Raw genomic sequence first — 15,395 nt, 5'->3', positions numbered from 1 at the left:
GATAATTTTTGTGTGTAAAATTATTGTTATTTCAAATTGTAAACATTTTCCCCATTTACATAGGTAGCAACAACTTTAGTTTCATGTATTTTTCTTCCTTCAACTGCCATAATGTTTTGGTTCAGAATTACAAAATCAGCAAATTTACCAACTTCAATACTTCCTTTTTCATTTTCTTCAAAATTGGCATGTGCTGCCCAAATGGTCATTCCGCGTAACGTTTCTTTTCTGGTTAATGCATTTTCCATTTGAAATCCGCCTTTTGGATAACCATCTGTGTCTTGACGAGTTACTGCTGAAGAAAATGTTAAAAACGGACTTACTCTTTCTACAGGGAAATCAGTTCCCAAGGCTACGCTTCCGTATTTGTTTAGCAAATCTTTGAATGCATATGCTCCTTTCATGCGTTTTTTTCCAATTCTAGTTTCTGCCCAATACATATCAGAAGTTGCATGTGTTGGTTGTACCGAAGGAACAATATTGTCAAACAAATTAAAATCTTCTGGAGAAATAATTTGCGCATGTTCTATTCTCCAGCGTCTATCTTTTTGTCCTTTTAAAGCTGTTTTGTACGTTTTTAACATCCAATAATTAGCAGAATCACCAATGGCGTGTGTATTCATTTGGTAGTCTGATTTTGCAATTTGTGCAGCAATTTCTGTATATTTTTTTGGTTCAAAAATTAATGCTCCAAAATGATGATCTCTGTCGCTATACGGTTTGCGCATTGCAGCTCCACGTGAGCCTAAAGCTCCATCGCCATACACTTTAAAAGAACGCACATTTAATCGGTCTGTTTTAATAATTCCTTTCGGAATAAAGTAATCTAAATTTTTCTGACTCACAGAAACCATTGCGTAAATACGCATTTTTAAATCTCCAGTTTTTTGTAAACTATCCATTAAATCGATGGTAGATTTTCCAACTCCAGCATCATCAACAGTTGTTAAACCATAACTAAAAGCTACTTTTTGTGCGTCAAGTAAACCTTGAATTTCTTCTTTTTTTGTTGTGTTTGGAGTTTTGATGTAACTCATCGCAGCATCAATTAAAACACCAGTTAATTTTCCGTTTTTCTGAATAAATTCTCCTCCAGATATTTTCTTAGGAAATTTTCTGCTAGACAAACTAGAATATTTTAAAGCAGCTTCATTTACTAATAATGCATGCCCATCAACTCTTCTGATTGCAACAGGTGTATTCGGAAATAACTTGTCTAATTTTTCTTTTGTTGGGAATTCTTTTACTTTCCAATCGTTCTGATCCCAACCACGACCTGTAATATAATCTGCATTTTTTTCTTTTTTAAATGCCGCTAGTTTTTCTAAGACTTCGTCGTAGCTTTTTGTACCTCTTAAATCTACTTTTTGTAAAGCCAAACCTAATCCAAAGAAATGACAATGTGCATCAATCAATCCAGGCACGATTGTTTGATCTTTTGCATCGATAGTTTTTAATGTTGCGTATTTTTTTTGGATTTCGTCGTTGGTGCCAACTGCAATAAATTTTCCGTCTTTAATTGCAAAACTTTGCGCTTTGTCAAAATTAGTATTTACGGTATATGCATTTGCATTGATAACAATTAAATCAGCTTTTTCTTGTTGTTGACAAGCAAAAAAAGAACTTAAAATTACGAGTGATAAAATAATTTTTTTCATTGTATTATTCTTTAGTTTGGCGCGTTGTTGTATAGATATTTGTCCATTAAATAAATCATACTTGCCATTGAAGCACTTCCTAATTCGAGTTCACGTTTGTTTACTTTATCAAACGTATCTGTTGCCGCATGATGATAATCAAAATAACGTTGAGAATCTGGACGATAACCAACTAATGTTACCCCTTCCGATTTTAATTTACCAACATCTGCGCCGCTTCCACCTTTATTAATATCGTGTAATCCGTATGGAGCTAATAATTTTTTCCAGCTTTTTAATAAATCTGTGTTTGCTGAATTCGCATCGATTGTAAAACCTCTAGGAGTAAATCCACCTGAATCAGATTCTACACCGCCAATATGTATTTCTTTTGTTGTTTTAACATTTTTCGCATACGCTTTTGAACCACTACCACCTTGTTCTTCATCCATAAAGAAAACCACACGAATGGTATTTTTTGGTTTGATTTTGTTTGTTTTAAAAAGATGCAACACTTCTAAAGATTGTACAATTCCAGTTCCGTCATCATGTGCACCATCACCTAGATCCCAAGAATCTAAATGTCCGCCAACAACAATTACTTTTTCAGGGTTTTCTGAACCTCTAATTTCGCCAATTACATTAAATGATTTTTCTTTTGGTAAGTTTTTACTACTTTGTTTTAAATACACTTTTAAATTCGGATTTTCTTTTAAACTCTTACTTAAATTCTCGGCAGCCAATGTGCTAATTGCAGCAGCAGGAATGTATTCGCTCTCAGGAATATCTCCATAACGCATGGTTCCTGTATGAGGATAATTGTCAATGTTATTTGTCATAGAACGAACAATTACTGCCAATGCTCCAAATTTTCCCACAGTTTTTGCTCCGCTTCCTCTTTGATCTACAGAACCGCCATAAGCACTAAAAGTGTTGATTAATGTGTTGTCAAACGGTCTGTTAAAAAAGATGATTTTTCCTTTTGCTATTGCTCCCAAAGCTTCTGCTTCTTTGATGCTTTTTACTTCGATAACCTCTGCCATAACTCCGTCTCTTGGAGTTGAAATTGAACCACCTAAAGCGCAAACCGCCATGTCAAATTTCTTTCCGTCAGAAATATAATACGCAACTTCTTTTTCTCCTCTAATCCAATGTGGAACCATTGCAGGTTGTAGCCAAACCGAATCTAAACCGGCTTCTTTCATTACGTGTTCTCCCCATTTTACAGCCATTGCTGCTTCTGGAGAACCAGATAATCTTCCGCCAACATTTGTTGTTAAATCACGAAGCCATTCGTGCGATTTACCGTTTAACAACGCGGTATCAAATATTTCTTTAATGATTGTAGCATCTACTTTTTCTGCTGCTGTTAGTTCGTTTGAAGTAGTTTTTGTTTCTTTCTTTTTGGTACACGCGATTGCTAATATTGCAAAAAGAAAAAGGATCGATAATTTTTTCATTGGTTATAGTTTTATATAAAGTGTATAAATCTACATAAAATCAATGAGATAAAGAAGATGTTTGTGTTCCTTGTAACTAAATTAGTTTGATTTCTGACCATGCTATCGTCAAAAATCAAACTTATAGCTAATTCCTGCTAAAACTTGAAAACCTTGCACATCAAAATTACTGAACTGTTGATATTCTGAATTTAAGACATTATTCATTTTTAAGAAAGCAGTAAACTTATCATTAAAATGATAGCCTCCATTGATGTTTACATCCACAAAAGATTTTAAGGTTTTTGTTCCGTTTATTGTAGATGGATATGTTCCGCTATACGTAACATCTTTTCTGTCAGAAACAAAGAAAATATTGATGTCTGTATACCACTTTGTGGTTTTGTAATTTCCAAATATCTCGGCATTCATTGTTGGCAAATTCCATGCTTCAGCTTGGTTTGTTAATGTGTACGAATTAAACTCCCCGTTGGCACCAAACACTAAATTTTTGTTTACATCAACGGTAAATTCCCCGAAGAAAGAAAGTGTTTTAACATCATCATAGATTACCGAAAAAGAATTTCCGTATTCATAGCCTTTTAAAGGAACAGAATTTGAGATACTTGTTGTTCCGTCTGATTTAGAATTGTTTCTTAGATACAAGGCCTTGTCTTCTTCATCTCGATAACTTGCTTTTAGATCGTAGATTACATTTGGAGATAATTTCCCGTTTAATCCACCAAAGAATTCATATTTTTTATTGGTTTGTGTAATAAATTGTGTTGGAGAAATGTACGGATTTTCATCACTAAAACTTTTATATGTATTTGTATTTAAATCTCCGCCAGCACCAATAAACACATTTACATAATTGGCAACTAAAGGATAATGAATATTGATGTCTGGATACACAAAAACTTGACTTACTTTATGTTCTAAATCTGATGTAAAATAGAGTTTTGTTCCAATTCTAAATGTAAAATCTTTGTATTCAAAATTGTATTTTGGAGCAACACCAACGGTAAAAAAGCTGTGTTCTAATTTTGTAGCTGCGCTATACGACTGTGCAAATTCTCCATTTACATAATCAAAAGAAGTATCTACAATTAAATCGTTAAATTTTCTTCCGAAGTTTTTTAATGCTATTTTAAATTGTGGTTCAAGTACAAAACGCAATTCTTTACTCGATAATCCGTCAGAGAAAAACGAAAGATGTACTTTGCTAGAATTGATCAAGAAATCTTCAAAATTAATTTCTCCTTCTGTTTCAAAATTAGTATAGGTTTGTTCTTCGTTTATGGCAGAAGTTGTAGTAGGAGAAAAGGTGATTGTACTTGGTAAACCATACCAGTTGTACTTGTTTTGTTCGTAATTTGTTGCAACTTTCCAAGAAAAATAACGTTCTTCTTGTTTGTAATATGCGCCAAATTTCATGTTAGATAAATTGCTGTTTAGCGGAGTTGTATCAATACTATTTTCTGATGAAATGTATTTTGCATACAAACCAAAATCGTTTTTAAATCGCGTTGCATGATGCAAAAATGCTTCTACAAAAGGCGTTGAATTATTTCCAAAACCAGCAGCTAAATAATTTTTGTACAAACGCTCTTTAACGCCCATATTAATTCCTTTTGCAACACCGCTTTTAGGAATAAAAGTGGAGGCAACTGGCGCAGAAAAAATCTGATATTTTAATTGCTTCTTTTGGTTTTTTGCGCCCAACTGAATTTTAGGATTTTTCTTGATTTTAAAAGCATCAGAAATCGTTGGAGTATAAGAAGTAACAACATTGATTACCTCAGTTTTTATCGTGTCTTTTGCCTTTTTAGTTTGAGCAATTACAAGTGTACTTAAAGTACATAAGCAAAGTGTTAATACAATTTTTCGCATTGTTTTAATCTCTTTATTTGTTGTTAGGAGTTACAGATTCATTTGTTTTTGCTTCGGTCGTTTTTATGGTAGAAAGCTCTTTCTTAGCTTCTAAAATAACATCATCAAATTGTGTAAAATTTTTAATAATGTTTTCTAAAATATAGGTTGCTTGATATGCATCTTTTAAACCATAATAGTTTTTCGCCATTATGATATAACTTTTTACGCCCCAATATTTGTAAGTAGAATAATCTGCAATTAATGTTTGTACTATTTTATTAGATTCGGCATATTTTTTATTCTGATTTTTAAAGTACGCATTAAAATATAGTGCTTCTGCTTTTAATTCGCCACTCGCATTGCGTTCAACTTCGTTGTAAAATTCTTCTGCGGTTTTTAAATCGTCTGTTTTAAAAGCAGAACGCGCAATAATTGTTTTGGCATCAAACTCAACATTTTCTTCTAATTTGTCTTTCTGCAATACTTTTTCTGCATAGGCAACTGCTTCTTTAAATTCATTTGATTCGTAGTAACTTTTCATTAAATTACTTTGTGCAAATAAAATATTCTGCGGATAATTTGCTTCTTGTTCTAAACGAATTAAAAGCGGAGTTGCATTTTTCCAATCTGCTTTTTCTAAATAAATTTGCGCTAATTTATTTAAAGATTCTTCGCTAAACTCACTAAAATTTTGATCGACGACATATTCATAATATGGAGCAGCTTTTTCGTTTTGATTTGTTTTTGATAAAGATTGCGCCAAATAAAAATTAGCTTTTAAAGCATTTAATCCGTTCGGAAAAGCAGCAATGTATTTTTTAAATCCTTCGATTGCTTTTTCAGCATTGTTTTCTAGAAATTTATTTTCGGCAGCTTCATATGTTGTATTATCTAAATCTGCATCAGTAACGTTTACAAACGAAATGTTTTTTACCCAAGCAGCATATAGATCAACTTGCCCTAAATCAACATACACATTTCTGGCATTTGTAACTGCACCTCTTGCTTCGTTAGAATTTGGATATTCACTTACAATTCTTTTAAATCGTTCTAAAGCTTTTGCATTGTAGTTTTCATTATAAAAGAGCAAACCTTGACGCAATAATGCATTTGGAATATAAGAACTTTTGGTGTGCTGAGATAAAAGTGTGTTAAAGGTTTTGTGCGCTTTTGCATTGTTTTTTACAGCAACGTAGGTATTTGCTAATTGAAACAAAGCATCATCTTGTAAATTGGTGAATTCGTAATTGGTCACTAAATCGTTAAGCGTGCTAATTTTTTTAGCATTATCTCCTAAAAATCCAAAACTAATTGCTTTTTGATACATAGCATAATCAGATCCAACACCTAAATTATTAATTACTTTATCGTAAGCAGAAATTGCATTTGCATATTTTTTAGTTACAAAATAACAATCTGCTAAACGGATATTTGCATCGTCTAATAACGGATTGTCTTCTTTTGTTTTTCTGATAAAACTATTGAATGAACTCACTGCTTTTGTATACTCTTTCAATTTAAAATGACTGTAAGCAATATTGTAATCGACGGTGTTAAAAGCATCAATCTGTGATGCTCCAGAAGTTTTCTTAAAGGTTGTAAATCCGTCTAAAGATTTTTGAAAATTAGACAATTGAAAATCTGTTTCTGCTTTCCAATACAAAGCCGAAACTCTTATTTTGTTATCAGTAGAAGTTGTTGCTGCAGAAAAATAAGGATAGGCTTCTTGTAATTTTTTCAAATTGAATAATTGAACGCCACGGTAATAAGACACCTCTTTGGTCAATGCTCTGTTTTCGTTGCTTTTCTTTTTTGCTAAATAATCTAAAGCTCCTTGGTAATCTTGCTGATGTAAATAAGAAGTTACCACCAATTGATTTATTTCTTGGTAAAAAGGCGATTTTGGATATGCAGTTAAAAAATCTTGCAACACATCTGCAACACTTTTATATGGATTTCCTTGTTCGTAACTTAATTTGGCATAATTTAAAAAAGCATCTTCTTTAATTTTTGCGTCGAAATCCATTTCGCTAGCGCTTTTAAAAGCATTTAACGCTTCAGGTTTTCTTTCTAAATACAAATAACATTCTGCTAAATGATAATAGGCATTTTGAGAAACACTGTTTTTATCGCCAATAATTTTATTAAAATTTTTTACAGCATTTTCAAAATCGTTTTGTTTGTAATATGCATATCCTAATTGATAATAATCGGTATTGTTCCATTTACCACGTTTGCCTTTATAAGCACTTAAATATGGCAAGGCTTCTTTGTATTTTTTTAAATTAAAATAACTTTCACCAACAATTTTAGAAATGTCAGAAATTTCTTTTTGCTTCGGATCCTTTAATAGGTTTTTTCCAATTTCGATACATTTTTCAAATCGTCCATCTTTAAAACTGATGTCTAATAAATAATACGTTACTTCACTTTTATACGAAGCTTGTTTTGCGATTTCTTGTAAATGGATTTCTGCCGTTTCGTAATCTGCTTGTTTGTAAGCGATAAATCCGTAGTAATATCTAGAATCGTTTCCGTAACGAGCATCATTAATTAATGGAAAGAATTTTTTTCTAGCTAATTTTAAATTTCCGGTCGATAGTAATGCGTAACCCATTTTAAAATCGAGCTCTTTTTTATTCTCGGTTGATAGCACTTCTCTATTTACTTTAGAATACCACTTTAAAGCATAGGCAGCTTTTTTATTTGCAAAATAGTAATTACCAACATTTAAAAATGCTTTTTCTTTTTTGTTGCTATTTGGATTGTTCTCTACAAAATTCAATACCATTTTGTCGGCTTCTGTCTGATTCAATTTGATAGCACACATGGCGGTATAATATTCAGAGTCTGACTTTAACGCAGATGTACTTTTATTCTTTAAAGCAACTTCTTTAAATGTTTTTTGAGCAGCAGCATAGGCCTTGTTGTTGTACAATGTAATGGCATCGTTATAAGCAGCTAAACTATTTGTATCCATTTCTGTTTGCTGTGCAGAAACAACGCTAGAACTTACGGTGATTAAAACTAAAAAAGCGAATTTTTTAAAAAAGCGAATATTCATTTTTCTTAAAGGGTTTTTTGGCTATTTGAAAACTATAACGCAGATTTTTTTATTTTGTTTGATTCACATCCAAAAAAACAAACGTTGGTTTAAAAATCAAAGATAAAAATAGTTAAAGATTAATTCTCTTAATATTTCTTTAAACTGATAAGAAAATTATAAGTTTGTAGAAACTACTTTTTTATGGCTGATGCAATTTTACATTTAGAAGACGCAGATATTTACCAAAGAGATAATTTAGTGCTTTCTAAAGTCAATTTAAAAATTGAAAAAGGCGAGTTTTTTTACTTGATCGGTAAAACAGGAAGCGGTAAAAGTAGCTTGATGAAAACCTTGTACGGCGATTTAAATTTAAAACGCGGAAAAGGTGCTGTAGTAGATTTTGATTTAAAGCAATTAAAAGAAAAAGACATTCCGTTTTTAAGAAGAAAAATCGGAATTGTATTTCAAGATTTTAAATTGTTAAATGACAGAACTGTGTTTGATAATTTATTGTTTGTGTTAAAAGCAACTGGCTGGAAAGACAAAGAAAAAATGACCGCTAAAATTCATGAAGTTTTAGAAAAAGTGGACATGAAAACCAAATACTACAAAAAACCTTTTGAGCTTTCTGGCGGAGAACAACAACGTGTTGCCATTGCAAGAGCTTTGCTAAACGATCCAGATTTAATTTTAGCCGATGAACCAACAGGAAATTTAGATCCAAAAACGTCGTTAGAAGTAATGGAATTGCTAAACGGAATTCATCAAAGCGGAAAATCGATTTTAATGGCAACGCATGATTATGCGTTGATTGTAAAGTTTAAACAAAAAACAATTAAGTGTGAAGGCGGCGAGGTATTTGAAGTGGTGCAACAAGCGGTTATTTAAAAATAATTTCCATCATTTTTTTTGCTGAATTATTTGGGCTGAAAGATTTTAGTTTTTCTTTGCGTTTTTCTATTTCAGATTCAGAAAATTCTTTAGAAAATAATAATCCTGTTTTTTGTAAAATTTCTTCTTTTGTGTTTGCTAACTCGCACAAGTCTTCTAAGCCTGTATCAGCAATCATTTTAGAGTTTCCTATTATAAACTTACCTTGATAAAGAGAATTTAATAACTTTAATTTTATTCCTGTTTTTTGAAAAGTTATTAATGTATTTATATGGGCTTTTTTAAATAAGATTTTTAATTCGTTTTGATTGTTAATGGATTTAAAATCAATATTTTGATGTGTATCTATTTCTTTAATAACAGAAGATTTATCGCTACTTGCAATTACCAATTTAAAAGAACTTTCTTTATAAACATCTATTAAAAACAATGCAGCTTTAATATTATCTGATATTCTTAAATCACCATGATATAAAATAAAACTTCCTTTTGTAGAATGATTTTTTATAAGTTTTGCTTCATGAAAAGCAGGAATATAATCACATTTTTCTCCATATTTTGATGAAAAGTATTCTTGTTCAAATGGAGAAATTGAGAAAACACCAGTTACATTTTTTAAAACGGATTCGTATTTTTTAAGTTTAATAGCTTCTAATTGGTAGAATAATTTTTTAAAAACATTAGCCTCGCTTTTTGCTAATTCTTTAAAATAATTGTGCTCAATATTGTGCGTTCTAACAAAAGTTTTTGAATCGAAAATTGTTTTGGTAAGCGGAAAAGTTGTGTGTAATCCTTCAAATAAAATAGGAGCTTTAATCTTTTTTAATGTATTAATTAACAAATTATTTTCTCTGTTTTTAATAATAAAAGGAATCGAAGAAAACAAGCTTTTTATTTTTGAAGCTCTGTTGTAATAAAAAACTTTTGTACAGTATTTTTCTAATTCTTTTTGTTGAGGTCTATCGTATTCAAAACAATGCAAATAAATTTCAATATTTAATTGATGCAGTTCTTTTATTTTATAAAAAACATCAATTACTCCTCCATAACTTGGTGGATATGGAATATTAAAAGAAACAATATGTAACCTTTTACTGTTTGACATTTTGATAGATTGAAATTAATTTTTTCTCCTCATTTTCCCAGTTAAGGACTTTTTTTGCACTCTTAATTTCTGCTGAATGTTTTTTTAAAGAAAATTTCTCAATTTGTTTTGCTAACAATTTTGAGTTCCTGTTTTCTACAATTTCTCCAAATTTATATTCGTCAATTATTTTTTTCATTTCGGGTAAATTAGAAACCAAAACAGGAACTTCTGCGTGTAAATAGTCAAACAACTTATTGGGTAAAGCATATCTATAATTCAAACCTAAATCTTCTTCTAAAGAAATGCCAATATTTGCGAGTGGAGTTAATGCGTTTATTTCTGGCGGAGTCAGTTTTCCTAAAAAATAAACTTTGTTATTTGTAATAAGTTGTGAAGCTTTTGTTTTTACTTTTTCAAAAATATCACCAGAACCAATCACTACAAAAATATGTTTTTCGAGATGTTTCATTGTATCAAGCATAAGTTCTAAACCTCTACCAATATTAACAGCTCCTTGATATAAAATTATTGTTTTTCCTCTTGTATCAAAAGGAAAAATACCGGTAGTGCTCTTTTTCGTTTTTGGTACATTTCGTATGGTTTCAAAATGAGTATTGTATTTATTTTGATAATAATCTGCAATAGAATCACTAACAGTGTAACAATTTTTTAAATTAGGAATGATCTTTTGCTCAATGCTTTCCCATATTTTTTTTACTCTTGGTCTATGAACCAATTCAGGAATTTCTGTAAATAGTTCATGACTATCGTAAATAATTATTTTTGATTGCAATTTACTCACCAAATAATTTGGTAAAAGAGTATCTAAATCATTTGAAACTAAGATGTCTTTTTTGAGAAATAGCAACTTAAAGAAAAGGCGAATGTTATATTCTGCATAAAACAAAAATCCGTTATTAAAAAATAAACGCATTCTTTTAGTTTTATATTTTCTTGAAAGAGGAATGTTATTTTTTAACTTTCTGCCAACAAGAATAATATTGTAATTATTTAAAAAAAGAGTATCACATATTTTTTCAACCCTTTGATCAGTTGTTAAGTCGTTGGTAACAGAAATTATAATATTTTTCAAGAAGAATACTTTTAACGCAAGATATAAAAAAACCCGCCTCATTAATAAAAACGAAGCGGGAAAATTGCTATGAAAAAGAATGATAAGAAACTCTTATCACATACTTAGACCCTGTTTTTGTAAAAAACTTACTGTCAGATATTTACTTTAACAAAAATTTATGATTTTACTTCAATTTATCAGCATGTAATTTTCTGAGTGTATTCAGTTTTGGTGTAATTACATAACTACAATATCCTTGTTCTGTATTTTCTCTATAATAATTTTGATGTTCCATTTCTGCTTCATAAAAAATAGTAAGCGGACTAATTTCAGTTACTATTTTATCTTCGTAAATTTCAGCTAATTGATGAAGTACTTTTTCTGAAATTTCTTTTTGAGTCTTATTTTGAAAAAAAATGACAGAGCGATATTGTGTTCCTCTGTCTGCTCCTTGTTGATTTAAAGTTGTCGGATTGTGAGTTGTCATAAAAATGATGAGAATATCCTCAAAAGAAATAATGGCTGCATCAAAAGTAATTTGAATCACTTCTGCATGACCCGTTAATCCAGAGCAAATTTCTCTATACGTTGGTTTCCCAGGAACTGTTCCGCCAGAATAACCAGAAACTACTTTTTCTACGCCTTTAACTTCTTGAAAAACGGCTTCTGTACACCAAAAACATCCGCCGCCAAGAATGGCAGTTTGTAAATTACTTTTCATTTTTTAATTGTATTGAAATCGAATTTACACAAAAACGCAATCCGCTTGGTGCTGGTCCATCAGGAAAAATATGCCCTAAATGTGCATCGCAAGTATTGCATAAAATCTCAACACGAATCATTCCGTGTGTGGTGTCTTTATGATATTTTACAGCGTTTTCTTTAATCGGTTCTGTAAAACTTGGCCAACCGCTGCTAGAGTCAAATTTAATACTCGAATCAAACAATTCGGTATTACAACAAGTACAAACGTATTTTCCTGTTTCGTACGTAGTACAATGTTCTCCTGTAAAAGCGCGTTCAGTTCCTTTTAAACGTGTAATTTGATATTGTTCTGGTGTTAATTGCGCTTTCCATTCAGCATCTGTTTTAACAACAATGCTGTCTGGTGTTGGGTTGCCTTTTGTAGCGTAATTGATTACATCTTTCCAAGTCATTCTTTAATTTTTAAATTCGATAGTTGGTCGTGAAATAGGGGTTTAAATTACAAAAAACGTTTATTTCGGAAAGCAATTCCCGACCCTGTTTTTAAATAACGTTCAAAATCATACGCTTTTTGTTTTTCTTTATAATAGGTTATATGAATCAATTCTACAGGTAATCTACTCTTTGTGTATTTTACTTCACCAGAATGGTGAGATTTTAATCGATTCATGATATCACTAGAAAATCCAGTATAATAAGTGTTATCATTACATTTTAGAATGTAAACAGCGTAAGGTAAAATCATCATAACATTTATTTTATAATAAAAATAATGAATTATTAATAATTCTTATTGTGCATGTTCATAAATAAAGAAGGTAATTAGAATAAGGACGTGTCCGCCGAAGCCTATAATTATATTGAAAAGGATTTTTTTTAAATAATAAGCCCTACTTCGTTCCTCGTAAACTTGGAACTTCGTAGGGCGGAGGTGGAGACGCCGAGAATCGAACTCGGGTCCAAACAAGCGGCCAAAAGGCTTTCTACATACTTAGTTTTTAATTAATTTTCGTCTCTTAGCTGATTAAAAACAATCCACTAAAAGCTTATCTTCTTTAGTTTCAAAATTTTGTCGAAGTGCCAAAATTTCTATGTTTACATTTACGATGCCCAAAAGTGAAACGCCGTAAACCAAGGCTTTTCGTGGACATAAAGCTTACACACCTAGTGTGCCGAGGCCAATCCTACTGTAATTCGGATTAAGCAGCTAAAGCGTAGTTATCTTCGCCGTTTAAAAAGGTTGAAATAAGTTTAACGAGTGGTGATTTCATTCCTCGGTATGCTTACATTCTAACGCGTCTCGCTGTCAAAACCAGTCGTCCCCTTAATGAAATAGTAAAATTAATTTCACGTAATTGAATTAATCCCAAACTTGATTTGGGAGCGCATCAATCTATTTCAAATTCTATTCCAAAGAACAGTCTGCAAATTTAATAATAAAATTGCTAAAAATAGCGTTTGTACATCTTTATAAAATCGATATCTTCGAGCAAAATTTAGTACACTTAGAATTATGAAGTTTGGAATTATTAAAGAACGTAAAAATCCGCCAGATAGAAGAGTGGTTTTTTCACCAGAAAAATTACAAGAGTTTCAAAAAAAATATCCAAAAGCAATCATAAAAGTAGAAAGTTCTGATATTAGAGTGTTTTCTGATGAAGATTATGTAAAAGCAGGATTTGAAGTTGTAAAAGATATTTCTGACTGTAATGTATTGTTAGGCGTAAAAGAAGTTCCAATTGAATTTTTAATTCCGAATAAAAAATATTTTTTCTTTTCTCATACGATAAAAAAGCAACCATATAATAGAAATTTATTAGTCGCAATTTTAGAAAAAAATATCGAATTGTACGATCACGAAACCATTGTTAAAGAAAACGGAACTCGTTTAATTGGTTTTGGGCGTTATGCCGGAATTGTTGGTGCGTATAATGGTTTTAGAGCTTTCGGATTAAAACATGAAAGCTTTCATTTACCAAAAGCAGAAACATTGGCTGATCAGAAAAACTTGATTGATGAACTGAATAAAATTAAGTTACCAAATCTTAAAATCTTATTAACTGGGAGTGGAAAAGTTGCTCACGGAGCAAAAGAAATGTTAGATGCCATGCACATTAAAAAGGTTTCTGTTAAATCGTATTTAAATGATGTTTTTAACGAACCTGTATATTGTATAATTGATGTACTAGATTACAACAAACGTAAAGACAATCAAGTTTTAGGTAGAATAGATTTTTATAAGTATCCAGAAAACTACGAATCTAATTTTATGCGTTTTGCAAAAGTGACAGATTATTTTATTGCTGGACATTTTTTTGGAGATGGTGCTCCGTATTTATTTACCAGAGAAGATGCAAAATCTAACGATTTTAATATCCAATTAGTGGCAGATATTTCTTGTGATATTGATGGACCAGTGGCATCAACCGTAAGAGCATCAACGATTGCAGATCCAATTTATGGTTACAATCCACAAACAGCATCAGAAGTTAATTATAAAGATGAAAATGCAATTGTTGTAATGGCTGTTGATAATTTACCCTGCGAATTACCAAAAGACGCAAGTGTAGGTTTTGGAGAATTGTTTTTAGAAAATGTAATTCCGGCTTTTTATAACGATGATGAAAACGGAGTTTTAGCTAGAGCAAAAATGACAGAAAACGGAAATTTGACAGCGCGTTTTTCGTATTTGCAAGATTACGTTGACGGAAAAGAATAGTTTTATTAGAACTGTCTCCTTGAGCGCAGTCGAAAGGTTTATTTACTCTTAAAATTAAATGGAACAAAATCAACAATTTCTTATTGATGTATCAAAAATGAAAATGCCGTACGGAAAATACAAAGGCACTTTTCTAATTGATTTACCAGAACATTATGTGGTTTGGTATAATAACAAAGGCTTTCCGAAAGGGAAACTTGGATTGATGTTGGGTTTGGTGTATGAATTAAAGCTAAATGGCTTGGAAGATATTGTCAGAAAAATAAGACATCAATATTAAAAATCTTGATGTAGATTTTTTTAATTATTGAACTGCTTTTCTTGTAAAGAATCCATAAAAAATCTGGGCAACTCCAAGACTCATTAAAAGGTAAAAATTCATTCCGTTTGTGTACAAAGCAATAATTCCTAGCGAAACAGAAATCATTGATAAGTAATACAAAGTTGTTGATTTGCTAAAATTTAAAATCATTAAAACACCTCCAAATCCAATTAAAAAAGCAGGAATTAAAAATTGCTCTTCTCCAATTCTTAAGAAGTAAAACTCAATAAAGTAGAGCAATGTAAGAAGTCCAATTAAAAGAATCATTGATTTTTTTGAATTCCGATTCCAAATTTTATTGCCTATTTTTCGTTGAAATTTTCTGTTTCCAAAAAATAATGCGAGCATAGAAAATAACACAACCAATACCGTAATAATGACGATAAATCCTTCTAAAAAATTGACGGTTAAGAATCCAAACGGAGACCCATCTGTGCTAAAACCTTCAATAGTTGTTTTTATTAATAAAGCACCCATTAGAATATAAATTCCAATAAAAATACTAGGTCTTCCTTTTAATGAAAAGTTGAAATTTGTGTTCTTTATTAAATCCCTGTTTTTAGCCATAACCTGTAAAGCTAATATACAAAAATGAAACT

General features: G+C 31.0%; 13 protein-coding genes and 1 other RNA gene. 3 read left to right on the top strand and 11 right to left on the bottom strand.

The genetic code is table 11. The features are described 5' to 3' along the window. Positions 1-26: 26 nt before the first annotated feature. The 4 genes from KCTC32516_RS01365 to KCTC32516_RS01350 all read right to left on the bottom strand — a co-directional run bounded on the left by KCTC32516_RS01365 (position 27) and on the right by KCTC32516_RS01350 (position 8,015). Entirely contained in the window at positions 27-1,658 is a 1,632-nt protein-coding gene (locus KCTC32516_RS01365; protein WP_301401551.1) for an amidohydrolase, read from the bottom strand. Between the two features lie 11 nt (positions 1,659-1,669). After that, on the bottom strand, positions 1,670-3,097 hold the full coding sequence (locus tag KCTC32516_RS01360) for a M20/M25/M40 family metallo-hydrolase (protein ID WP_301401549.1): 1,428 nt from the start codon (positions 3,095-3,097) through the stop codon (positions 1,670-1,672). A 108-nt stretch (positions 3,098-3,205) separates the two neighbouring features. Beyond that, complete coding sequence (locus KCTC32516_RS01355; RefSeq protein ID WP_301401547.1) at positions 3,206-4,969, bottom strand: TonB-dependent receptor; 1,764 nt, start codon at positions 4,967-4,969, stop codon at positions 3,206-3,208. A 13-nt stretch (positions 4,970-4,982) separates the two neighbouring features. Next, complete coding sequence (locus KCTC32516_RS01350) at positions 4,983-8,015, bottom strand: tetratricopeptide repeat protein (protein ID WP_301401545.1); 3,033 nt, start codon at positions 8,013-8,015, stop codon at positions 4,983-4,985. Positions 8,016-8,198: 183 nt separating this feature from the next. Between KCTC32516_RS01350 and KCTC32516_RS01345 the strand changes: the two genes are divergently transcribed. Beyond that, complete coding sequence (locus KCTC32516_RS01345; RefSeq protein WP_301401543.1) at positions 8,199-8,885, top strand: cell division ATP-binding protein FtsE; 687 nt, start codon at positions 8,199-8,201, stop codon at positions 8,883-8,885. Here the strand turns inward: KCTC32516_RS01345 and KCTC32516_RS01340 are convergent. From KCTC32516_RS01340 to ssrA, 6 genes are all read right to left on the bottom strand, one after another. Next, a complete protein-coding gene (locus KCTC32516_RS01340) occupies positions 8,878-9,993 on the bottom strand; it encodes a hypothetical protein (RefSeq protein ID WP_301401541.1) in 1,116 nt (371 codons plus the stop codon). The two genes, KCTC32516_RS01345 and KCTC32516_RS01340, sit on opposite strands and share 8 nt — an antisense overlap. Further along, positions 9,980-11,068 carry a glycosyltransferase gene (locus tag KCTC32516_RS01335; RefSeq protein WP_301401539.1) on the bottom strand — a complete coding sequence of 363 codons (1,089 nt, stop codon included), beginning with the start codon at positions 11,066-11,068 and terminating at the stop codon, positions 9,980-9,982. The genes KCTC32516_RS01340 and KCTC32516_RS01335 overlap by 14 nt, the downstream gene beginning before the upstream one ends. Positions 11,069-11,234: 166 nt before the next feature. Further along, positions 11,235-11,771, bottom strand: a complete 537-nt coding sequence (gene msrA, locus KCTC32516_RS01330) for a peptide-methionine (S)-S-oxide reductase MsrA (RefSeq protein ID WP_301401537.1) — start codon at positions 11,769-11,771, stop codon at positions 11,235-11,237. Continuing rightward, the gene (msrB, locus tag KCTC32516_RS01325; RefSeq protein WP_301401536.1) at positions 11,761-12,207 is read right to left on the bottom strand and encodes a peptide-methionine (R)-S-oxide reductase MsrB; all 447 of its coding nucleotides are present in this window, start codon (positions 12,205-12,207) and stop codon (positions 11,761-11,763) included. The genes msrA and msrB overlap by 11 nt, the downstream gene beginning before the upstream one ends. 47 nt (positions 12,208-12,254) lie before the next feature. Next, the gene (locus KCTC32516_RS01320) at positions 12,255-12,503 is read right to left on the bottom strand and encodes a GIY-YIG nuclease family protein (RefSeq protein ID WP_301401535.1); all 249 of its coding nucleotides are present in this window, start codon (positions 12,501-12,503) and stop codon (positions 12,255-12,257) included. A 181-nt stretch (positions 12,504-12,684) separates the two neighbouring features. After that, positions 12,685-13,079: a transfer-messenger RNA gene (gene ssrA, locus KCTC32516_RS01315) on the bottom strand. Positions 13,080-13,268: 189 nt separating this feature from the next. On the opposite strand from ssrA, the gene KCTC32516_RS01310 reads away from it, so the two are divergent. Then, the gene (locus tag KCTC32516_RS01310) at positions 13,269-14,474 is read left to right on the top strand and encodes an NAD(P)-dependent oxidoreductase (protein ID WP_301401533.1); all 1,206 of its coding nucleotides are present in this window, start codon (positions 13,269-13,271) and stop codon (positions 14,472-14,474) included. 58 nt (positions 14,475-14,532) lie between these two features. After that, positions 14,533-14,754, top strand: a complete 222-nt coding sequence (locus tag KCTC32516_RS01305; RefSeq protein ID WP_301401531.1) for a DUF3820 family protein — start codon at positions 14,533-14,535, stop codon at positions 14,752-14,754. Between the two features lie 24 nt (positions 14,755-14,778). On the opposite strand, the gene KCTC32516_RS01300 is transcribed toward KCTC32516_RS01305, so the two are convergent. Continuing rightward, positions 14,779-15,363: a hypothetical protein gene (locus tag KCTC32516_RS01300; protein WP_301401529.1), complete on the bottom strand. Its 585-nt coding sequence runs from the start codon at positions 15,361-15,363 to the stop codon at positions 14,779-14,781. Positions 15,364-15,395: the final 32 nt, after the last annotated feature.

It is taken from the genome of Polaribacter huanghezhanensis, from assembly GCF_030444335.1.
Classification (GTDB): Bacteria; Bacteroidota; Bacteroidia; order Flavobacteriales; family Flavobacteriaceae; genus Polaribacter; species Polaribacter huanghezhanensis.
The sequence above is the reverse complement of the archived record's forward strand: the minus strand, read 5'-3'. Positions and strand labels throughout refer to the sequence as shown.